We start from the raw sequence: 22,099 nt of genomic DNA, 5'->3' as shown, positions 1-22,099 counted from the left end.
ATTATTTAAAAAGATACATTAAATCCTATTGTTACCACTCTCGCCGGAGTATATCTGTTTGATGCCGTACCGTTGAATGCCTGAGCTGGCTCCAACCCTTTTCTTGCTGTTTTGCTCCATAAATTTTCACCGGAAACAAGGATTCTTAATCCTGAAACTCCTAGCTGAGACAACGTTTCCGGAGCAAAGCTATAACTTAAAGTAGCTTGTCTAAATGTAAGAAAATCTGAACTTACCAGCCATCTTGATGAAGCAGCATTAGAACTTGTATATGTTGAAGAGTTCAATGCCGGAATATCTGTGATTTGCCCAGGCGTTGTCCATCTATCCAGAATATCTGTACTTAAAGCTCCTCCCTGTGAGTAACTGGACATCAAAGCAGCATAGTTGGAATCATATGTTTTTCCCCCTAACTGATAGGTAAACATTGCAGATAATGACCATTGTTTATAGGTAATTGTAGTTCCGAAACTTCCGAACAAGTCAGGAATTGCCGTACCGGAATAGTCATATTTTGCTTTGTTGAAATTGGTAGTAACTTTTTGACCATTCACAGTTCTGATATCAGCAGCTGTTGTATTAGCATAAGTATCAGCTACAAGGAATAAAGGAGAGCCGTCAGCCGGATCTACACCATACCACTGTCTTAACCAATAATCGTACACGGAGTGACCTACAGAAATCTTTTTAGTTCCGTTAATAATTTCAGTGATACCATTAGAAAGCTCTGTAATCTGATTTTTAAGTGTAGAAGCATTGGCATTAATATTCCATGTGAAATTTTGATTTTTAATCACGTCTGCATTAATACTGAATTCGAATCCACGGTTATACATAGTTCCTACATTTCTGCTGATTGTATTATCCGGAACACCTGAAGAAACAGGAACAGGAACCGGGAAGATCAAATCTTCAGTAACTCTGTTATAGTATTCTACAGACCCTGTAATTCTATTATTTAAAAAACCGAAATCAATTCCTACATCGGTTTGTTTGTTGGCTTCCCAGGTAATGGTAGGATCAGCCAAAAAGCCAAATAGAATTCCAGGCTCCTGAGCATTATTATATCCTAAAGTATAAGTACTTTTATACATATAATAACTGTCTGTTCTATCGTTTCCTACTTCACCATATGATCCTCTCAATTTCAATTCACTGATAAGATTAGAATTACTTAAGAACTCTTCTCCTTTTAGCCTCCATCCTGCACCAAGCGACCAGAATGAATCCCATCTTACATCTTTAGCAAATCTGGACGAACCGTCCCAACGGATAGATCCTGATAGTAAGTATTTTGATTTGTAATCATAATTCAATCTTGAAAACACTCCTTCTTTTCTGTAGTTGTCTGTACGTGAAGTAAGTGATGATGGAGTCACAAAGTTGACTAATTCATCATTATCATCTACAATCTGACCTTTTTTATATCCATATAGGTATTCATACATGAATTTATAGTTTTCATGTCCCAAAAGAAATTCAAAATTATGATCTCCGAATTTTCTTTTATAGTTCAGGAGCTGGTTCCAGGTAAAGGTTTGCTCCGTAAAACTAAATTTTTCCGCTGAACCTCCCGGAGCTGCATCTCCGATAATTTTATTTCCATAGGTACTTCTTCTGTTATTTCTGATATCGTACCCTACGTTTGTAGATAAAGTAAGATAGGGATCTACTTTGATTTCAGCATAGGCTCTGGAAATGATATAATAGTTTTTAGAAAGGTCTTTATTTAAAAGTGTTTCCTGAATTACGTTTCTTCCAGCCGCTGCATCAGCACCCCTGGCACTTCCAGCATCATACATGATATTCCCGGCACTATCGTAAAGTGTAGCAAAAGTATTAGGATCATGAGCATACGGACTATAAATAGGCCCCATTGTTCTTGTCCATCTGTATGGGTTGATATAAGCAGAATTATTATCCACACCTTCTACCGAGTTATTCCCATTAGAAGATACTCCACTGATACTTGATCCAAGCTTTAACCAGCTTTTAACCTGAGAATCTACTTTTAATCTTGCCGTAAATCTTTCAAAATCTGATTTAATAAGATACCCTGTTTCATTGGTGTATCCTACTGAAGAAAAATAGGTAGTTGTATTACTTCCCCCGCTATAATTTAATTCATAGTTTTGTCTGAAACCTGTGTTCATTAAAGGCTTTTGCCAATCCAGGTCTGTATATTTCAACTGAGCGTTTGAGTTCAGAATTCCATTGACAACCAATTGATTATCCGGAACATTAAAAACATTGGTTTTCAGAACACCTGAAATCAATTGTGCGGTAGCATAAGCGTTAGCATCCGCTACGGTAGTACCGGGTACAGAAGTCATTCTACCATTTCTTATTGATTCCCAAATAAGAGGATAATATTGATAAACATTCACTCTGTCATATTCCGGGATTGATCTTCCAACTGCTCCGGTACTCATACTAAAGTTGAAGGCATCTTTTCCTTTTCTACCGGATTTTGTAGTGATCAAAACAACACCATTAGCTGCAGCAGAACCATACAAAGAAGTAGAAGCAGCATCTTTCAGAATATTGAATGATGCAATATCATTGGGATTAATTGCCGCAAGAGAGCCGGTATATATTGTACCATCAACTACATATAACGGCGCTGTTGTAATTCCATATGAACCTATCCCACGAATCTGGATACTCGGTGAGCTTCCTGGCTGTCCTGTACCGGTACTTACTTTTACACCAGCACTGGCTCCATCCAAAGCCTGTCCGATGCTTGTAATCGGTCGATCAGCAAACTGCTTCGCCTTTACTTCAGTATTGGAGCCAACCATCGTTTCTCTTTTCTGACTTCCGTAAGCTACTACAACGATTTCATCAATCTTAGTATCCTGTGGTATTGTATCCCGTTTTGTCTTCTGGGCCTCTACCACATGTCCTCCTACAAAGAACAGTACAGCAGTACTTAATATTAATTTCATTTTCATATTTAACACATTTTAACAGTATGAACGCAAATATATGTAATAAAAAATAATAAAAAGCCAATAAAAAAGAACTTTAATTGAAATAAACATAATTAGTTAATATTTTTAACTAATTATAATGTATTAATTAAAAAAATAAGTTAAAATTTAAAGAAAAGAGTGAAACAAAAATCAAACACTTATTTAAAATTAGTTAAAATACTATCAATAACTCATAAAAAACACTATTTATTTAAATAAAAAATCACATTAAGTAAAATAAAGTAACGATAACACAATACAAAGACATAAGTATAATATACTATAGTTTCCGCTTATTAAAAAAAATCAAACTATCATCATACAACCACAGTAAAGCATAAAAAAATCCGTAGAACAAATATTTCTACGGATAATATTTTGGATCGGAATCCAATTATTTTCGAATCATTAAAAGCAAGTTACTTTGCCCTTAACTTTTCTTTGATGGATTCAATATTTTTCTTCGCTGAATCCTCCAGAATAAGACTTGCACTCATATGAATCCTTGCTGGCATTAGCTCATTGAAGTGATCTGTTCCTTCCCATGAAACTTTTTTAATTAATGCCAAAGCATCGCTGCTTCTTGATGCTAAAGTCTGTAAAAACTTCTCCAGCTTTTCATCCATTTCCTCAATAGTACCTGAAACAGAATGATAAATATTATGCTGTTCAGCCCATTCAGAAGATCTGAAGTCTGCATCAATTGCCATCGCAGAGAATTGTGATTTACCGATTTTTCTTTCAACATAAGGACCAATTACAAAAGGCCCGATTCCAAGATTAATTTCCGTAAGCGCCAGAGCTGAATCCTTAGTAGCAAAACAATAATCTGCTCCGCAAGCAATTCCGACTCCTCCTCCGGTAGTTTTCCCCTGAACTCTTACAACTACAATTTTCCCACAGTTTCTCATTGCATTTAAAACTTTAGCAAAGCCTCCGAAAAATTTCGTGGAAGCTTCCAGTTCCTCAATGGCTAAAAGCTCATCAAAACTTGCTCCTGCACAGAAAGCTTTCTCTCCTGCACTTTTTACTAAAATAGCTTTCACCTCTTCTTTTGCTCCTTCTTCAAGAATCGTTTCTGCCAGTTTTTCTAAAATTGCACCCGGAAGTGAATTACTTTTGGGTGTACCGAAAGTGATTTCGGCAATATTATTTTTAATTTCTGATGCTACAAATTCGCTCATTTTTATTTTTATTGGATTCTTACAAAAATACGAAATACAGCTCGTTCAGAGAAACTTAAAGCATAAATTTTCTTTTTAAATCCGCACACTTCAGGACATTACTACGTAGAAATACGGAGTTTTTAATTTGGTATTTTCTACTCTAGTACCTGCCTGATATTAATTGTTCCTTTGAACTGAGAATTAATAACCAAAAGGCGGAGTCTGAAAAGCCTGTAAAAAGAGTAAGAAATCTAAAACTAAAAAACATATTACCATGGACGAGTACATTGGAATTGTAAAATTATTTGCAGGAAATTTTGCACCCAGAGGCTGGATGTTTTGCGACGGAAGTCTAATAAGCATTTCAAGAAATTCTGCCCTATTCTCTATTTTAGGAACAACTTATGGCGGAGACGGCATTACTACTTTTGCCCTGCCTAATTTAAAAGGGCGTATGGCTTTGGGAGCAGGAAACGTAAATGCCAACCAATTTTATCCTTTAGGAGTAGTATCAGGGACTACACAGAACACCCTTTTAACTTCAAACCTTCCAAGCATCGGAGGTGGTTTTCAATTGAAAGTAGCTAATAAAAATGCCAACTCATCAACCCCTACCGCCACATCATCTATTGCTATTTCAGGAACGCAGGTAGGAAGAGATTTCAACGTGGTGTCAAGCTTTATAAATGATTCTAATCCTGACACCGTGATTAACGGACAAAGTATTTCTTTTGTAGGACAAAATTTACCAGTGAATAATATGCCTCCTTATCTGGGTTTAAACTATATCATTTGTGTTGAAGGTATTTACCCACCAAGGGACTAATTTCATATAAATAACCTAACATTTAAAACAAACATCATGAAAAGCACTACTTTTTTAACAATCTGTAGTCTGCTCATTTCAATTTTTTCATTCGGGCAGACCAGTACAGAACAATTTGAAACGGAATCACACGGGAGTACAAGCTTCACTGACAATGGAGTCATTTTCAACATCATTTCACATGTAAGTGTTTTTGACATTCAGGGGAATTTCCCGGGAACAGGCTGGAGCGGAACAGCGAATGATAACAGATACATTGACAATTCCAACGACACACAGTCTCCGCCGTCATTCAGTATTAAAACAACTTCAAATTTATTTAAAGTAAACAGATTCTGGATGTACCTTTCCGCATTGAATCTTGACCTTAATGTTTCAGGAACTCTGACGGTAACAGGAAAACTAAGCGGTGTAACAAAATTTACCCAAACAAAAACGAACGGATTTGCTACAAGCTTAGGTAGTACGAACGGATATACTTTGATTGATCTTACCAACTTAAACGGCCAAAACTACTCAAATATCGTGATTGATGAACTGCAGGTTACTGCAAACGGAGCTTTCCGATATGTAGGTTTGGATGCTTTTACCTGGGTAAAAGACAGCAATCTGGTATTGGCCACTTCTGAAACTAAAAGCATTAAAAAAGACCTGACTGTTTACCCTAATCCAACCCATGGGCCAATTTCTATCACTACAGAAAAAGCCAGTGAAGCTAAAATCTATAGCCTGGATGGTAAAATGATGAAAACTGTTCAAACTCAAAAGGGGAATAATGAAATCAATATTTCAGAGCTTCCAAAAGGAGTTTATATTATTAAAACAGCAACAGAATCTACCAAGGTCATTAAAAACTAATATCAAGAGTTTTCACAAATTTCATATTCCCATAAAGATTCTAATTCATGAATGACAAATCCCTTTCGATGAAGGGATTTTGTCACTTTTTTAAAGCTAAAATATACTTGTCTATATAAAGCTGTTTTTCTTTCAATTTGTACTGTTGGATATATCTTGGATGCTCCAGAACAGTCATTCTATCGAACAGTTTTGCTTCGTTATTTAATTTTGAAATAAAATCAGCATTCTTTTTACCCAGAATAAAAACTTCTGAGGTATCCAGATTCAGGCTGATATGTTTCTTCAAGGATTCAATCATAAAGTCTTTTACCGCTTCAAAAAGCCTTTTGTCATCGTAGTAATTGGCATTAAGCCATCCGTTTTTTGTTTTCTTTACGATAGCTAACGGAAATGGAGAATTGATATAGATATCTTTATAAAAAAGATCAGCTCCCCCATAATCTTCAATCATATCATACATGAATACCGAAGAAATTTCATGGGTATGGGCAGATTCCATTTTGATCCCGCAGACACTTTCCAGTCTTTTTGTATCGGTAAACGGAACTCCGGTTACTCCAGCTCCATGACGGCTCGGATTGATTCCTATGATAAATTTTCTTCTGGACGAATCATTATAATATTTATGATAAAACTTCTGCATTACCGTTAATGTTTCGGGATTATCCAGATAGGGGTTCAAAACATCAAAACCTTCAGGTAAATTTCCTGTATAGCTCAGGTTTTCATTGAACGCAATAACATGGTCTGCGAAAGTTCTATCCATATTTAGTTTTTAGAAAAAATAAAATGTTCAGGTTGATCGTCTTCACTGTCGTCCTCTTCATCTTCTTCACTTAAAGCCAATTCAATATCAATAAATTGAATGTATAAACCGCAAATTTCTTCGTTAGCATCATAAGCAAAGTACACAGGGTAAGTACCGTCGCCAAAGCCGCTAGCAAACATCGGAATGTGATAGCTGGTATCAGGAATCATCCAATTGATCCAGTCTCCCGCTTCTCTCTGATTGGTAGGGTTAGCTTTGTAGCTTTGTGAAAAAAGCCCGGCGAAATAATCATCATAGACATTGTTGACATCTATTTTATCTATAAATTGATCCACAAAAGGAAGAACCTCTTTATCCGTAATACATCCTAAGCCAGCATCCACGGCGAAACCAAAATAATCATCTTCAGTTACGTCCTCCAATTCTTCAATTCCTACTAAAGCTTCTCTGTAAACAACAGGTTTTTCTTTGGTAAATTCAACTTTTACAACAGCATATCTTTTTCCCCAATCTTCAGATTTTACCACAGCAATGGTCACAGGAAAATTTCCTTTCGGAGCCTGAATAAAATAAGGAGATTGATTGGCATTCAGAGAAACCAACGGATCTCTTACCACCACTTTTCCTGAAGGAAGAGAAACATTTCCGATTTCCATCGTCTCCATTTTCTGTCCCAGAATTTCATCAGAAGTAAAATACGTTTCGAGATCTGTAGGACAAATCAAAATATTTTTCACTTCTTCCCACTTTTGCATCCAGTTTTGGTTCATTGCTCTTGATTTTATGATTGAATTTTAAAAGTAGTACTTTTTTACAAGAGAAAGAAGAAGTTGAAACTAAGAATCTGTTAAAAATTCATCATTCACTTCAATAGATTATTGATAAAAAAGATACTGAATCATCATATTTTATAATCCCATTCTTAAGTTTTAATTCATATTTATTTTTTTATTATATTCGTTTTCAATGAAATAGAAATTTCATCCAACTAAAACTTTTAACCCATGATTGGAATTATCATTGAGCTTATCATTTCCTGGCTTCTCCTGAAGTTTATAGCAAAAAAGGATCTTTCTGTTTTAGGATTTAAACCTAACCCAACCAGATTAATTCATTGGAGTATTGGTTTTCTTTTGGCTGCAGCGATTTGCAGTCTTTACCACATTATGACAACGGCATTTATCAATAACAGCTGGATTCTGAATAAGCACTTCACATTTTCTGCAGCGTTAATGAGCTCATGGTGGGTTGTAAAGTCTGTATTGTTTGAAGAATTACTTTTCAGAGGTGCTTTGCTGTATCTTGCTATTGAAAAATGGGGAACAACAAAAGCCTGTCTTTTATCTGCATTCTGCTTTGGAATTTACCACTGGTTTTCTTATAATGCATTCGGAAATCCTTTTCAGATGGGAATTATTTTTGTGATGACCGCCATCTTTGGGTGGATGCTTGCCGTTTCTTTTGCTAAGACCAGATCTCTGTACCTTCCTATAGGCCTCCATCTGGGCTGGAATTTGTTTAATATTGTTATATTCTCAAATGGACCTCTAGGCAAACAGCTCTTTATGAAAGCTAATGAAACCCACCTTGAAGGGATTCCGTCACTGCTTGTTTTTTTGTTTCAGATATTTGCTTTACCTCTTTTAATGTATGGCTATTTTAAGCTTAAAAAGACATTATAAAAAAAGCTACAAATCACAGAGAATTGCAGCTTTATGTATTGTTTTAAGTTAAAAAAAATCTAAGAATCGGCACATATATAACATGCCCTTGCAATATCAGGCCATCTTCCAGGGAGACAACAGCTTCCGGGAGGACAAGGATTAAGGACACAAGACCAGTTTGGCCCGGCTCCTTTAAGAGATCTCAACTCGTGTCTTGAAAGTTTTTTTAAGTTTTTCATTGTAATCAGTTTTGATATTCTCTCCTACTCTATATGCTTTTCGGATTTCGCCTATTAAAGTTAATCATTTTTAATTTAAAAAAAATATAACTAATTGAAATAACATATATTATCTAATTATATGATAAATAAAATTTACTAATATTCTAAAGGTTTGTAATTTCTAAAAGTCTTATAAAAGTCTTCATCATTTCCTTTGAATAGTTTTTTTTCAATAATTTTAAACTTACCTGTAGAATCTTTTTCTTCCACCACTATTTTATCAGAAACATCTACTCGTGCAAATTCATCTAGGGAATCTTTTTTAATTTTTAGAAATGCCGTTGTGGTAGAACCTGTTAAAATTAAAGAATTGATACAGTTTAGTTTTGAATTAAAACTTAGGTTGGGATAATTATCTGAATTTCTAATGTGAATAAAATCTTTATTCTTTGGATTATATACAAACAAAGTCATCACTATATTTCCTCCTCTTCCGGCTATTCCACTTTGATAAGTGATATCGTTGAAACCATCATTATTAAAGTCACTTATCTGAACATCTAAATCGGTTACTCCATCTTTGATAAATCTAAAACTATTCTTTAATTCCCAGGTATGAAATATTGAACCTTTAGTTTCCACCCAGATCTCTTTTAGATCGTAAACATTCAAGGTTACAAATACATCACCATTCTTACCATGCCTAAATTTTTCAAATTCAATTTTAGTTTTACCTTTTCTTCCCACATTGAGGCTATCAACAAATTTCTCTTCAGAAAAATAGCCTTCTTTATCAGGTTTCGGATTTCTGGAACAGGAAAAAAGGAGCAAAGATGGTAGAGCTAAAAAGAAAACTTTAAAAAATTTCATGATTTAAAAGAATATGTATGAATTTAAGTATTTTCCGCCAAATTAAAATCCCCTTCAGTACTACTCTGAAGGGGAAATTTTATCATTATTTTGAATTAAATTAATCCAAACTGCTGGAAATGGTGCGTAAAATGCTTTTTGTGCATCAGTTCCCACATTTCTTTATTCAGTTTTCCGAAAACGTAATTCATGTGTTCTGCCTGTGGATTTTCTTTGTAATAAATAACAAATTTCTTCAGGTTATTCATGAATGACAGTTTTGCAGCTTCCAAATTTTTGTGTTTTTGCTCCGGAAGCGAACCGTCCTGTGGAAGGAATGGCGCTGTAAATTCTTTTGGCATTGCTCTGTGGTTGTAAAGAGAATCCTGCCATTTTTCAAGGTTTTCTTCCGGAGTGAAGCATTTTTCGGCTTCAGGTTCTCCGAAACTTACCAATACCGCCTGTTCCAAATGTTCTAACATCTGCTGTGGAGACATTTTCCCCCAAAGTGCAGGGGTACTTTCTGTTAATCCATTCAACATTTTCTGAATATTTTTTACATTCAGATCAATGAAAGGGGATTGCTTTGCAACCAATGTTAAGATTGTTGCCACGCAAACTACCTCATCTCTTTGGTTTACAACTTCAACCAGCCATTTTACAACACCTGAAGGAATGTTTCTTCCTTTTACTCCTCTGTTTATTTTTTCTTTTGCTGTCAGATAAACAGTGATCGTATCTCCGGCATATACAGGTTTGAAGAAACTGCAGTCTTCCAATCCGTAATTGGCAATTACAGGTCCTTTTTTGCCTGAAACAAACAATCCCGCTGCCGCTGAAAGAATGAAATATCCATGAGCAACAGTTTTATCAAAGATTGTACCTGTTAAACTTGTAGCATCTGTATGGGCATAGAAATGATCCCATGAAACATTGGAAAAGTTAACGATATCAGCATCTGTAACCGTTCTTCCTGCTGTTTCTAAAGAGTCTCCTACTTCCACTTCCTCAAAATATTTCTGAAAAGGATGTTTGTCCGAGAATTTTTTCTCTGCGCCCTGCTGATATATTTTGGTAATTGCTTTCAATACATCCGGTGATCCCTGAATAGCTGTTTTCTGTAAGAAGAAATGAAGACCGCTCAGTCCGCCCATTTCCTCTCCGCCACCTGCTCTACCAGGACCTCCGTGCATTAATGTAGGAAGCGGTGAACCATGACCTGTACTTTCCTTAGCGTTATCTCTGTTTAATACAAAGATTCTTCCGTGCTGGGAAGCCATTTTCCATGAAGTTTCTGCGATAAAGTTCTCATCGCGAGAAACGATAGACCCTACCAAACTTCCTTTTCCTCTTTTTGCCAGTGCAGCTGCTTCTTCAGCATCTTTATACGGCATCAATGTAGATACTGGCCCGAAAGCTTCTACATCGTGAGATATATTTTTTTCGAAAGGCTTGTCGTTCAGGAATAATTTCGGACTCATAAATGCACCATTTTCATAGTTGGCATCTACAAGTTCATGTTTTCCGTCATAAACAAGTTCTGTTTCTGATTTTAACAGGTTTACTTTTCTCAGAACTTCTTCATACTGCTGTCTTCCCACTAAAGATCCCATTTTAGTTTCTCTGCTTAATGGGTTTCCGATTTTAGTCTGATCCAAAGCTTTAGACAGAGCATTCTGAACGTCACCGATCAAATGTTCAGGAACGATAATTCTTCTGATCGCTGTACATTTCTGTCCTGCTTTTGTCGTCATTTCGTTACGAACTTCTTTGATGAATAAATCAAATTCAGGAGTTCCCGGTTTTGCTTCCAATCCAAGGATAGAACAGTTCAGGGAATCTGCTTCCATATTGAAACGAACGGCATTTCCGGCAACCGAAGGAAGAGATTTCAACTTTCTACCTGTGTGAGCAGAGCCAGTAAACAATACAGAGTCTCCATCCTGTACATAATCTAAAATATTTCCAGGCTCTCCACATACTAACTGCACGGCACCTTCAGGTAACACTCCACTTTCAATCATATCCTGAAATACCGCATTGGTAAGGTAAGATCCGAAAGGAGATGGTTTTACAATAGAAGGAACTCCAGCCAATAAGGAAGTGGATAGTTTTTCCAACATTCCCCACACCGGAAAGTTATAAGCATTGATCTGTACAGAAACTCCTTCACTAGGTGTTAAAATATGGGTTCCTAAGAAAGTTCCGTTAGCAGAAATCTTCTGAGTATCTCCATCTACCCAAAATGAAGTATTGGGAAGCATTCTTTTTGCCAATCCGGAATAGGTAAAGAAAGTTCCGAAACCTCCTTCAATATCCACCCAAGAATCAACGTGCGTAGCTCCCGTTTTGTATGATAAGTCGTAGTATTTCTTCTTTCTTTCCAACAGGTAAAGGGCTACTTTTTTCAACATTTCTCCACGGTCGTAGAAAGTCATTGAAGAAAGGTTTTTGTATCCTACGGTTCTTCCGTAGTCAAGAGCCTGTTCAAAATTAAGCCCTTCTGTATCAGAAACAGCCACCTGCTCTCCTGTAACGGCATTATACAAAGGAACTCCGTTTCCGGTACCTTCTACCCATTGTCCGTAGATATAGTTTTTTAACTTTTCCATATAGTTTTTTACTTTTTGCTTAGATTAATCTTTTTGATAAAGTTTCTAATAATCAAATAAGGGATAAAAAGTGCCAGCCAGCCATTTAAAATGATGACAATTTCAACAAATAACTCATAGAAATAATTTTTACGCTCTAGCTTAGCAATTAGCTCATCTGATTCAACATGTTCCAAAGCATCTGAAATTCCTATTGATTCTTCTACCAGATAAAGCCTTAGAACATTCATAATGATTATAAATATCAATATTACAATCCAGTATTTCTTCAGAATATTCATCATTTGGAAGTAATTTATTTCGGTTCCTGATAGGGAAACATTTTCACCAGTCCTTCATATAAACTTCTGTGAAGAATGGTTGCATGATTGTCTGTTTCCATCATTTTATATTCTAATGTCCAGTTTTTCTTCCCTGCTTTTTTCAAAACATCATAGAAAGCTTCGGCATCTTTTACCATTACCGGATGTTCTCCTTTCCCTACAGAAACATAAACAAACTTTTTAGTATCCGAAGATTTTGAAAGTAATGTTCCAGCCTGTTTCAGTAAGCTTTCATCATCCCACCACAAACTTGGGCTGATAATAAAATAGTTGTTGAACATCTCCGGCTTTTTCAGAAGTATTTCTGCTGCCAGAAGACCTCCCAAAGATTGCCCGAACAAATATTTGTCCGTAGTTTTAAACTGACTTTCAACATAAGGTTTTAATTCTTTTTCAAGGAAAGCAATAAACTTATCAGAATGTCCTGTGGTAGGATAATCTTTCTGTAAGTCTTTTAAATCCGTATGAAAAGTAAAATCCCTTTTCCTGTCTACATTAGCAACTCCCACCACAATGGTTTCCGGCATGGAATACATTTGATTAAAGAATTGTACTAATCCTGTAACGTGAATAAAATCTTCATTTATGCTTCCATCCAACAGATAGATCACCGGGTATGATTTTGTTTTATCATAGCCCTGTGGAAGATAAATATTCAACGTTCTGTCTTCATTTAACGTTTTGGACTTAATGGTCCTCACTTCTCCGATTGTAAGCGGTTTTGTTGTAACAGTTTGTGCTGATAGCGTACAGCCCACCGCAAACATTATGCTGCATGCAAGTGCAATTTTTTTAATCATATTTAATTTTATTAAACCTAACGGGTTTTAAAAACCCGTTAGGTTTGATTATTAGCAATTATTCAAAATTTAAAAAATCATATTCAATAGTAGATTGATGATAATTTCTAAAAACTTCTAACGAAACAAATACCGCATAATCCCCTTTCTATCCAATTTACTTTCTTTTTCAGGATTTAAATATGAATTATAAGAAGAATGCTTCCATTGGTCAATTTTATTTACAAATCCGTGATTAGTCGGATTATTATGAATATAATGTAAAACTTTCAATAAATATTTTTCATCTGACATTTTCTTTCGTTTTACCGCATTCAGAAAAAGAGCTCCATTTCTATTATATTTTTTGTTGTAAGCTTTAGCATAAGCATTCAATAAATTACCAAAGTGCTTCATTAAAAACTGATGCTCATTTTCACTATTCACATCATCAAAATTCTTAAATCTTAACAACAAATGAAAATGATTAGGTAACAGACAATAAGCATAAATATCAGCAACCGGAAGAATATATTTTTCAATCTTTTCCAGAAAAAACTGATAATTTGATGGTTCACGAAAAATAACTTCAGTCCCATTTACATGAGAAAAAATGTGATATGTACCTTCAAATTCAAAATTTTCTGTATTAATCATTCTTTTTAAATCTGGTATTTAATTTTGTTAAACGCAACGGGTTTTAAAAACCCGTTGCGTTTAATTATCTGCAATTATTCAAAATAAGTTATACTTTTATTTTATATCATCCCAGATGCTGTAATCCACAATTTTTGTTGGGATCTGCTGAACATATTCTGTAAAAGGCTCACAAGGCAGAATAGCTTCTTTTCCTTCTCTTGCCAGTTCCTGATAGAGTTTTGTTCCTTCTGTTTTCCAGTGAATCATTTCATCAGAAACATCACGGATAATTTTCGCAGGGCTTCCTACAACCAGCTTTCTTGGTTCACATCTGAAATTAGCCGGTACAAAAGCCAATGCTCCTACAATACTTTCGTCACCGATATATGCTTTGTCCATCACAACGGAATTCATTCCGATCAGACAGTTTTTTCCGATGTGTCCTGAGTGGATGATTGCGCCATGTCCGATGTGTGCGGATTCTTCCAGTATGGTTTCTATATTCGGGAAAACATGAAGGGTACAGTTTTCCTGTACATTGGCTCCGTCTTTAATGATAATTTTCCCCCAGTCTCCACGAATTACCGCATTGGGACCGATATATACTTCCTCCCCTATTTCTACATTCCCGATAATGACTGCCTGCGGATGAATATAGGCAGAGGGCTTTATAATGGGACGAATCCCATGGTATGAGTAGATGTTCATAATTTTAATTTGAAAATCTGAGAATGAATTAATTTGAAAATTGCTAATGTCTTTAGACATTTTCAAATTCTCCAATCAACTCACTTTCAAATTAATTATACTTTTTCGATTACCATTGCATATCCTTGTCCTACGCCGATACAAAGGGTGCACAATGCATATTTCTTATCCTGTTTCTGAAGTTCCATTGCTGCAGAACCTACGATTCTTGCTCCCGAAACTCCCAGTGGGTGGCCAATTGCGATTGCACCACCATTAGGATTTATTCTTGAGTCATCATCTTTTAATCCTAAACTTCTTGTCACAGCAAGTGCCTGTGCCGCGAATGCTTCGTTTAGTTCAATGATGTCCATATCTTCAAGAGAAAGATTTAATCTCTTCAATAGCTTTTGAGTGGCTTCTACCGGACCGATTCCCATAATTCTTGGCTCTACTCCGGCTACGGAAGATCCCAGAATTTTCGCTTTTGGTTTTAAACCGTATTTTTTCACCGCTTCTTCGCTTGCTAAAATCAAAGCTGCGGCACCGTCATTCATTCCAGAAGCATTTCCTGCAGTTACCGTTCCTTCTTTTCTGAAAGCAGGACGAAGTTTTGCCAACCCTTCCATAGAGGAAGTTGGTTTAATGAATTCATCTTTTTCAAAAACAATCGGATCGCCTTTTCTCTGAGGAATCTCCACTTTTACAATTTCTTCTGCCAGTCTTCCGCTTTCCTGAGCTTTTGTAGCTTTCTGCTGAGACCAAAGGGCAAATTTATCCTGATCTTCTCTGTTGATCTGGTGGATATCTGCTAAATTTTCTGCAGTTTCTCCCATTCCGTCAACCCCGTATAATTCTTTCATTTTAGGGTTAATGAAACGCCATCCGAAAGTAGTATCAAACATCTGGCTGTCTCTTCCGAAAGCAGCGCTAGGTTTTGACATTACATAAGGAGAACGCGTCATATGCTCAACGCCTCCTGCAATATAAATTTCGCCTTCACCTGCAGCAATAGAACGGAATGCATTGGCTACCGCAGACATTCCTGAAGCACATAGCCTGTTGACAGTCTCTCCACCAATTTTGTAAGGAAGACCAGCCAATAAAAGCCCCATTCTGGCAACGTTTCTGTTATCTTCGCCTGCCTGGTTAGCGCATCCGAAAATAACGTCTTCAATTTCCTCTACAGGAACTTCAGGATTTCTTGCAACCACTTCTTTGATCACAATAGCGGCTAAATCATCTGCTCTTACTTCTGATAATCCTCCCTGTAATTTTGAGATGGGAGTTCTGACATAGTCTATGATGTATACGTTGTTCATAATTTTAATTTGAAAATGAGTCAAATTTGAGAATTTGAAAACTCTTTATAATTCTGTTACTTTTTTTCCGATTTTGTAAACTGTTCCTACAAACTTTGCAATCAACTCCTGATTTTGATTGGTAATCTGAATGTCATAAACCGCAGTTTTTCTGGTATCATTCACCAAAATACTTTCGGCTCTGAAAATATCTCCTTCCTTTCCGGCTTTGGTAAAATTGATAATACAGTTCAGCGCGACCGCAGCATCACCTGTATTGTTGGAAGAAAATGCCAGCGCAGAGTCTGCAAAAGCAAAGGTAACTCCACCATGAACTGTTTTAAGCCCGTTAATCATATCTTTCTTAATGGGCATTTCTATTAAACAGTAATTTTCTTTTACTTCAATCATTTTGATATTCATCCACTGGGAAAAATAATCCTGATTGAACATATAATCTGCTACTTGTCTTGGATTCATTTCTATTAATTATATGTTTGTTATTTCTTCATACAGCTCATCGGATAATCTGTCGTAAACACTCATTGTTTTACCCAGAATAATTTGTTCGTATGAAAGATTTTCAGAGTCTGATGAGTTTTCAGAGGGATAGGATTCATTTAAATCAACTCCATTTTCGTTAGCTAATCTTTTGATCACTTCTTTATATTTCTCATTAAACTTTCCTAACAACTCAAGCCTTTCCTCAGCATTGACAGAGGAAGCTTCCTGCAATAAATACTGTTTCTCAATTAAAAGCCTGGTTTCCAGCTCAGCCCTGAATTCATCTATATTCATGAAGTTTTTTTGATATAATAATCTACTTGAGAGATGCTTCGACTTCGCTCAGCATGACAATACACTAGCAGATTTAAATATTTTTATAGTTTTCTCAGCAAAGGACTTTGTCTATACCTTTCTTCCTGATATTCTTCGTAAAGGTTTTGCAAGGTTTCGGAGATTTTTGCATATCCGATTTCTTTCCCCCAGCTTAATAATCCTTTCGGATAATTCACTCCTTTCTGCATAGCCAGCTCAATATCTTCGTCATTGGCAACACCCAATCTTTTAGCTTCAACAGCTTCGTTGATCAGCATTGAAATGATTCTTAAAAAGATCTGCTGGTATAAAGCATCGTCTTTCTGAGCTACAGGATTTTCTGCTCCTTCGCTGTAATCGTAGAAGCCTTTTCCTGTTTTTCTGCCGTGAAGTTTGGCTTCAGACATTCTTTGCTGCAATAGAGACGGTTTATATTTCGGATCGTAGAAATAATCTTTGTAAACTGTTGTTGTTACGGCAAAGTTGACATCAACCCCGATAAGATCCATCAATTCGAAAGGGCCCATTTTGAAATTCCCCAGGGTTTTCATGGCGTCATCCACCTGTTCAGGGGTAGCAATATTTTCTTCAACAAGTCTAAGTCCTTCCCCATAGTAAGGTCTGGCAATTCTGTTGACAATAAATCCAGGAATATCTTTAGCAATAACAGGAGTTTTCCCCCATTCTTTCATGAGGTTGTAGATTTTTTCTGGTAATGTTTTTTCTGTTAATAAGGATGGAATAACTTCCACTAAAGGCATCAATGGAGCGGGATTGAAAAAGTGAATTCCGATGAAACGCTCCGGCTTCTTTAGTTCTGCACCAAGAGAGGTGATAGAAATAGATGAGGTATTGGAACTGATGATACAGCTTTCTGAAACATAATTTTCAAGTTCTGTAAACACCTTGGTTTTAATGTCTTTGTTTTCAACAATTGCTTCAATGATCAATTCACAATCCTTGAAATCTTTCAATTCTGTAGCAATGGAAATATTAGCTAAAATTTCAGTCATTTTTTCTGCCGAAATTTTTTGTTTATCCACCAATCTGGTGAGCGTTTTTTCCAAACCTACCGTTGCCGTTTCTACTTGTTTTGCGTTGGCATCATATACCCATACTTTGCATCCGTTCGTTGCGGCTACTTGTGCAATGCCGATTCCCATTGTTCCGGCACCGATAATTCCAATATTCATTTTTATTTGTACAATGTATTAATGTAAAATGTATTCATGTAAATCGTTTTAAAAATCATTAATACATTTTACATGAATACATTAATACGAAATTTATCTTCCTTTATAATTAGGTTTTCTTTTCTGTAAAAAGGCATTTACTCCTTCAATGAAGTCTTCTGTACCTGCAGCTTCCTGTTGAAGATCTCCTTCCAGCTCAAGCTGTTCTTTCAATGTGTTGTTATAAGAATTGGCGAATGCTTTTTTCGTAAGCTTAATTGCTGCTGTTGGCATGTTTGCCATTCTTTCAAGAATTTCCATAGATTTTGGAACGAATTCTTCTTCACTGAAAACTTCAGCTACAAGACCATAAGATTTAGATTCTTCTGCGGATAATTTTTTACCGGTGAATGCTAAATAATTGGCTAATTGTCTACCTAAAAGTTTCGGTAAGAAGTAAGTACCTCCAGTATCAGGAATCAAACCGATATTTGAAAATGCTTGGGCAAAATATGCTTTCTCGTTTGCTAAAACGAAGTCAGAGATTAAAGCCAGCATAGCTCCGGCTCCTACTGCAGGACCGTTTACTAAAGCAATAACAGGTTTTTTGCAACGGGTAACCTCTAACACTAAAGGGTTATAATAATCTACCACAATTTTTCTGATAATGTCGTGATCATGGTGTTCTTTGCCTACCACGAAAGCTTCATCCAGATTCTGACCTGAGCAAAATGCTCTCCCTCTTCCGGAAATAGCCACACATCTTACGGTTTCATCTTCGCTGCATTCTTTAACAAAATCCCTAAGATCTGCTAAAGCCGGCTTGGTAAGAGCATTCATTGTTTCCGGTTGATTAAGATATGCAATTTTAAGCTTCCCGTCAAAATGCGTTTCAATATCAAGTTGTGTATACATAGTTTTTATTAATTTATTATTTAACAACGCACTAATTTAACAATATAAATTAATGTAACCGTCTAATAATTTAACAATCTAACAATTCCTTCGTTATGCTTTGCATAGCCGTAAAATTTATTGCAGATTGCCAGATCACTCATCAATGACATTTAAAATAATCAAAGGGCTCCAGGCAGTCTAAACACTGATAAGAGGCCTTACACAGCGTAGACCCAAATCTGCTGATCTGCTTGGTATGCTCAGAACCACAGCGCGGACATTTTTTCGGTTTACCGATATGATGTTCGTCTGCTCCTTTTTCGGGAGGAGTGATTCCATAAACACGAAGTTTTTCTCTCGCTTCATCAGTCAGCCAGTCAGTTGTCCAGATCGGAAACATCTTGGTGACTACTTTTGCATCCCATCCGTTTTCTTTCATCATTTTGATAATATCCTCTTCAATGGTAAACATTGCAGGACAGGCAGAATAAGTAGGCGTAATGATCACTTCACAAGTATTTTCACCTGTGACCTGTGCATCTCTTACGATTCCTAATTCCACGATATCAATCACGGGAATTTCCGGATCGGGAATTGTTTTTAATAAATCTAAAAGGTCTTTCAAAATCTTTCTATAAAATATATTGAATTATTTCCCATTATAAGACTATCCTTACTTCTGGGATCTTTTGCCATTACAAATTCACTAAAAGCACCTGCAAGTTTATCTCCTTTTTGAAAGTCAAATTTTATATTAGTCAGATAAATTCCCTCCCTATTGTTTTTATAAGTTAAAGAATCATCTTTCAGAACTTTTGAGCCCCTTAATATTCTATATCCAATCTTTGCTTCTTTTGAAACCTCCTCTTCTATTTTAGGTGAGAAAAACTTTAATAATATATGTTTAAAGGATTTTTCTTTTGCTATATAAAACTTACTTTTAGAAGAATCAATCTTATTGTGTTCTTTAAAAATAATTTGATTTTTAAAAACATTATCTTTACTAAAAATGATATAATCGATCAAAACTTCCTTCGAATTCAATTTATTTTTCAAAATCCAGATTCCTGTTCTGTTATTCATTTTAGTATCGAAGTCGCCCGCTAAAGTGAAATTATGCCATTGAGCCGTTATATGATCTGTAGAATCATTAACTTTCAGTCTAACCTGAGTCTTATAGTTTTTTAAATGAAACAGTTCATTTAAACCTGAGATATTTTTAATTACTTTCGTTTTTTCCCGCTCCTTTGAACAAGATATAAGCATTAAACTGAATAATAAAAAAATTATACCCTTCTTCATGGGTTTCTTATTACCACGTACACCCAGGATACGCTCTCTGCATATACTGAAGTTCACAAAGAATAAATCCAAAGTATTCTGTATGATATCCTGTTCTTGATTTGGGCTGCATAAAAGCATTTTCCGGATATTCTAAACCGAAGTCTGCAAAATCTTTCTTTGTAATGGCAAGAAATTCTTCATAAAGAACGTCTGTATTGGGAGCAATATTCAAGGCAACAAGATCATCTTCACCTTCTGTTTTTGCAAAAAGACCTTTTGTATATTCCCAGATATTTTCAATTGCTTTTACCAAACGGGACTTACTTTCTTCTGTTCCCTGAGCGAAGATTTTCATCCAGGATGCAGCATGAGTATAATGATATCTTACTTCTTTCAATGATTTTTGAGCAATGGCAGCCAATTCTTCATTAGCAGAATTTGATAAAGCCTCATACATCAGTTTCTGATAAACAGACAATACATATACTTTAAGAATAGTCTGCGCATAATCTTCGTTGGGAAGTTCTACCCAATGGGCGTTGACGTATTCGTGCTCGTATCTTAAAAATGCGATATCATCTTCACTTTTTCCGTTGTCAATCACTCTTGAAGCGTAAACGTAAAAGTTATTAGCCTGACCGAGTTCATCCAACGCAATATTCGTTAATGCAATATCTTCCTCCAGGTAAGGACCTTCACCGCACCACGCAGACAAACGCTGCCCCATAATGAAACTGTCGTCTGCTAGTTTTAATAAATAATTATATAATGGATTCATTGTTTAATCAATTTAAAGACGGATAGATGATAGATGGATAGAAAACAGACAAGTAAACCTTAAGGTCTTTTATCTATCTGTCTATTATCTCAAAAGTCTTATTACATATTTTTTACGTCGTTTGGAATCTCGTAGAATGTTGGGTGACGGTATAATTTATCATCAGCCGGATCGAAGAAAGCTTCTTTATCCACACCTTCTGAAGTCACAATATATTTACTTGGAACTACCCAAACAGAAGTTCCTTCTTTTCTTCTTGTATAAACGTCTCTTGCGTTCTGCAAAGCCATTTCTGCTGTTGGTGCCTGTACAATTCCAACGTGTTTGTGAGATAATCCCGGTTTAGTTTGAATAAACACTTCCCACATATCTAAATTTGCCATAGTCAAATTAATTTAACAATGCATCAATGTACCAGTTTAATAATGAGATGCTTCGACAAGCTCAGCATGACAATGATTGTTACATTTCTACATTGGTATATTGTTACATTATTATATTACTTCTTTTTGTTGTTTTTCTGCAAAAGCTGCTGCAGCTTCTTTTACCCATGAATTTTCTCTTTGCGCCTTACGTTTCGTTTCGATACGCTTTTTGTTGCAAGGTCCGTTTCCTTTTAAGATTTCCATGAATTCATCCCAGGGAAGTTCTCCGAAATCGTAATGTTGTCTTTCCTCGTTCCATTTCAGATCTTTGTCCGGAATGGTTAATCCTAAGAATTCAGCCTGAGAAACGGTAACGTCAATAAATCTCTGACGAAGACTGTCATTACTTTCTCTTTTTACTCTGTAGTTCATAGAGATTTTAGAGTTTGGTGAACTGTCATCATTAGGCCCGAACATCATCAGAGCCGGCCACCAGAAACGGTTTAATGAAGCCTGAGCCATTTCTTTCTGTTGTTTTGTTCCACGGCATAATGCCATCAAAATTTCATACCCTTGTCTTTGGTGGAAAGATTCTTCTTTACAGATTTTCACCATCGCTCTTGAATAAGGACCGTAAGAGTTCCCCATCAGCATTACCTGGTTCATAATAGCAGCGCCGTCTACCAACCAGCCAATGGCACCGATATCTGCCCAGCTTAAGGTAGGATAGTTGAAAATACTTGAATATTTTGCTTTTCCTTCCAGCATATCATCATAGGTAGCATCTCTGTCTGCTCTGATGCTTCCGTCTCCTAATGTTTCAGTGGCAGAGTAAAGGTATAAGCCGTGACCTGCTTCATCCTGAACTTTTGCTAAAAGAGCCATTTTTCTTCTCAATGAAGGCGCTCTGGAAATCCAGTTGGCTTCCGGCAGCATTCCTACAATTTCGGAATGCGCGTGCTGTGAAATCTGACGAACCAACAGTTTTCTGTAATCATCCGGCATTACATCTTTAGGTTCTACTTTATTTTCTTCGTGAACGTATTGAACAAATTTTTCTAAGTCCATCTTTTTTGAATTTGAAAATTAAATAATTTGATATTTGAGAATTT

The 22,099-nt window shown here is 36.0% G+C and carries 24 protein-coding genes; 3 read left to right on the top strand and 21 right to left on the bottom strand.

The annotated features are described in order from the left end of the window. Window positions 1–5: 5 nt before the first annotated feature. On the bottom strand, window positions 6–2,948 hold the full coding sequence (locus FB551_RS22370; RefSeq protein WP_226798770.1) for a SusC/RagA family TonB-linked outer membrane protein: 2,943 nt from the start codon (window positions 2,946–2,948) through the stop codon (window positions 6–8). A 446-nt stretch (window positions 2,949–3,394) separates the two neighbouring features. Beyond that, window positions 3,395–4,159 (bottom strand): enoyl-CoA hydratase/isomerase family protein, encoded by a 765-nt coding sequence (locus FB551_RS22365; RefSeq protein ID WP_047429191.1) that lies wholly within the window; start codon window positions 4,157–4,159, stop codon window positions 3,395–3,397. Window positions 4,160–4,415: 256 nt separating this feature from the next. Here FB551_RS22365 and FB551_RS22360 point away from each other — a divergent pair, with 256 nt between their 5' ends. Together FB551_RS22360 and FB551_RS22355 are read left to right on the top strand one after the other, a co-directional pair. Next, window positions 4,416–4,967, top strand: coding sequence for a phage tail protein (locus tag FB551_RS22360; RefSeq protein WP_047429188.1), 552 nt, complete (start codon window positions 4,416–4,418; stop codon window positions 4,965–4,967). Between the two features lie 36 nt (window positions 4,968–5,003). After that, window positions 5,004–5,825: a T9SS type A sorting domain-containing protein gene (locus FB551_RS22355; RefSeq protein WP_142018982.1), complete on the top strand. Its 822-nt coding sequence runs from the start codon at window positions 5,004–5,006 to the stop codon at window positions 5,823–5,825. 82 nt (window positions 5,826–5,907) lie between these two features. Here FB551_RS22355 and FB551_RS22350 read toward each other — a convergent pair whose 3' ends face one another. Both FB551_RS22350 and FB551_RS22345 read right to left on the bottom strand, forming a co-directional pair. Further along, the gene (locus FB551_RS22350) at window positions 5,908–6,594 is read right to left on the bottom strand and encodes an SMUG2 DNA glycosylase family protein (RefSeq protein ID WP_142018981.1); all 687 of its coding nucleotides are present in this window, start codon (window positions 6,592–6,594) and stop codon (window positions 5,908–5,910) included. A 2-nt stretch (window positions 6,595–6,596) separates the two neighbouring features. Beyond that, window positions 6,597–7,367 (bottom strand): DUF4241 domain-containing protein, encoded by a 771-nt coding sequence (locus FB551_RS22345; RefSeq protein ID WP_142018980.1) that lies wholly within the window; start codon window positions 7,365–7,367, stop codon window positions 6,597–6,599. A 234-nt stretch (window positions 7,368–7,601) separates the two neighbouring features. Here FB551_RS22345 and FB551_RS22340 point away from each other — a divergent pair, with 234 nt between their 5' ends. Then, window positions 7,602–8,279: a CPBP family intramembrane glutamic endopeptidase gene (locus tag FB551_RS22340; protein WP_142018979.1), complete on the top strand. Its 678-nt coding sequence runs from the start codon at window positions 7,602–7,604 to the stop codon at window positions 8,277–8,279. Between the two features lie 59 nt (window positions 8,280–8,338). Here the strand turns inward: FB551_RS22340 and FB551_RS23430 are convergent, their stop codons facing one another. From FB551_RS23430 to paaA, 17 genes are all read right to left on the bottom strand, one after another. Continuing rightward, window positions 8,339–8,500, bottom strand: coding sequence for a bacteriocin-like protein (locus FB551_RS23430; protein ID WP_167497914.1), 162 nt, complete (start codon window positions 8,498–8,500; stop codon window positions 8,339–8,341). A gap of 138 nt (window positions 8,501–8,638) precedes the next feature. Beyond that, window positions 8,639–9,352: an XAC2610-related protein gene (locus FB551_RS22335; protein WP_142018978.1), complete on the bottom strand. Its 714-nt coding sequence runs from the start codon at window positions 9,350–9,352 to the stop codon at window positions 8,639–8,641. A gap of 95 nt (window positions 9,353–9,447) precedes the next feature. After that, window positions 9,448–11,943: a phenylacetic acid degradation bifunctional protein PaaZ gene (gene paaZ, locus FB551_RS22330; protein WP_142018977.1), complete on the bottom strand. Its 2,496-nt coding sequence runs from the start codon at window positions 11,941–11,943 to the stop codon at window positions 9,448–9,450. 8 nt (window positions 11,944–11,951) lie between these two features. Further along, window positions 11,952–12,227 (bottom strand): hypothetical protein, encoded by a 276-nt coding sequence (locus FB551_RS22325; protein WP_142018976.1) that lies wholly within the window; start codon window positions 12,225–12,227, stop codon window positions 11,952–11,954. Window positions 12,228–12,238: 11 nt separating this feature from the next. Next, window positions 12,239–13,066, bottom strand: a complete 828-nt coding sequence (locus FB551_RS22320) for an alpha/beta hydrolase (RefSeq protein WP_142018975.1) — start codon at window positions 13,064–13,066, stop codon at window positions 12,239–12,241. Window positions 13,067–13,183: 117 nt separating this feature from the next. Then, on the bottom strand, window positions 13,184–13,702 hold the full coding sequence (locus FB551_RS22315; protein ID WP_226798769.1) for a transposase: 519 nt from the start codon (window positions 13,700–13,702) through the stop codon (window positions 13,184–13,186). A 96-nt stretch (window positions 13,703–13,798) separates the two neighbouring features. After that, window positions 13,799–14,392, bottom strand: coding sequence for an acyltransferase (locus FB551_RS22310; RefSeq protein ID WP_047429267.1), 594 nt, complete (start codon window positions 14,390–14,392; stop codon window positions 13,799–13,801). 95 nt (window positions 14,393–14,487) lie between these two features. Next, window positions 14,488–15,693, bottom strand: a complete 1,206-nt coding sequence (gene pcaF / locus FB551_RS22305) for a 3-oxoadipyl-CoA thiolase (RefSeq protein ID WP_142018974.1) — start codon at window positions 15,691–15,693, stop codon at window positions 14,488–14,490. Between the two features lie 45 nt (window positions 15,694–15,738). After that, complete coding sequence (locus tag FB551_RS22300; protein ID WP_047429174.1) at window positions 15,739–16,152, bottom strand: PaaI family thioesterase; 414 nt, start codon at window positions 16,150–16,152, stop codon at window positions 15,739–15,741. Between the two features lie 9 nt (window positions 16,153–16,161). After that, entirely contained in the window at window positions 16,162–16,470 is a 309-nt protein-coding gene (locus tag FB551_RS22295) for a hypothetical protein (protein ID WP_047429172.1), read from the bottom strand. Between the two features lie 83 nt (window positions 16,471–16,553). Beyond that, window positions 16,554–17,684, bottom strand: coding sequence for a 3-hydroxyacyl-CoA dehydrogenase NAD-binding domain-containing protein (locus FB551_RS22290; RefSeq protein ID WP_142018973.1), 1,131 nt, complete (start codon window positions 17,682–17,684; stop codon window positions 16,554–16,556). Window positions 17,685–17,777: 93 nt separating this feature from the next. After that, window positions 17,778–18,578: an enoyl-CoA hydratase/isomerase family protein gene (locus FB551_RS22285; protein WP_047429165.1), complete on the bottom strand. Its 801-nt coding sequence runs from the start codon at window positions 18,576–18,578 to the stop codon at window positions 17,778–17,780. A 142-nt stretch (window positions 18,579–18,720) separates the two neighbouring features. Next, on the bottom strand, window positions 18,721–19,185 hold the full coding sequence (paaD, locus tag FB551_RS22280) for a 1,2-phenylacetyl-CoA epoxidase subunit PaaD (RefSeq protein WP_185150229.1): 465 nt from the start codon (window positions 19,183–19,185) through the stop codon (window positions 18,721–18,723). Next, window positions 19,182–19,862 carry a hypothetical protein gene (locus FB551_RS22275; RefSeq protein WP_142018971.1) on the bottom strand — a complete coding sequence of 227 codons (681 nt, stop codon included), beginning with the start codon at window positions 19,860–19,862 and terminating at the stop codon, window positions 19,182–19,184. The genes paaD and FB551_RS22275 overlap by 4 nt, the downstream gene beginning before the upstream one ends. Before the next feature lie 10 nt (window positions 19,863–19,872). Beyond that, complete coding sequence (paaC, locus tag FB551_RS22270) at window positions 19,873–20,622, bottom strand: 1,2-phenylacetyl-CoA epoxidase subunit PaaC (protein WP_047429158.1); 750 nt, start codon at window positions 20,620–20,622, stop codon at window positions 19,873–19,875. A 101-nt stretch (window positions 20,623–20,723) separates the two neighbouring features. Further along, window positions 20,724–21,005, bottom strand: coding sequence for a 1,2-phenylacetyl-CoA epoxidase subunit PaaB (gene paaB, locus FB551_RS22265; protein WP_002981782.1), 282 nt, complete (start codon window positions 21,003–21,005; stop codon window positions 20,724–20,726). 111 nt (window positions 21,006–21,116) lie between these two features. Further along, window positions 21,117–22,055: a 1,2-phenylacetyl-CoA epoxidase subunit PaaA gene (paaA, locus tag FB551_RS22260; RefSeq protein ID WP_034695794.1), complete on the bottom strand. Its 939-nt coding sequence runs from the start codon at window positions 22,053–22,055 to the stop codon at window positions 21,117–21,119. Between the last annotated feature and the right edge of the window lie 44 nt (window positions 22,056–22,099).

It is taken from the genome of Chryseobacterium aquifrigidense, from assembly GCF_006716485.1.
Lineage (GTDB): Bacteria > Bacteroidota > Bacteroidia > Flavobacteriales > Weeksellaceae > Chryseobacterium > Chryseobacterium vietnamense.
Note: the sequence above shows the minus strand (reverse complement) of the source record. Positions and strands in the feature narration are given on the sequence as shown.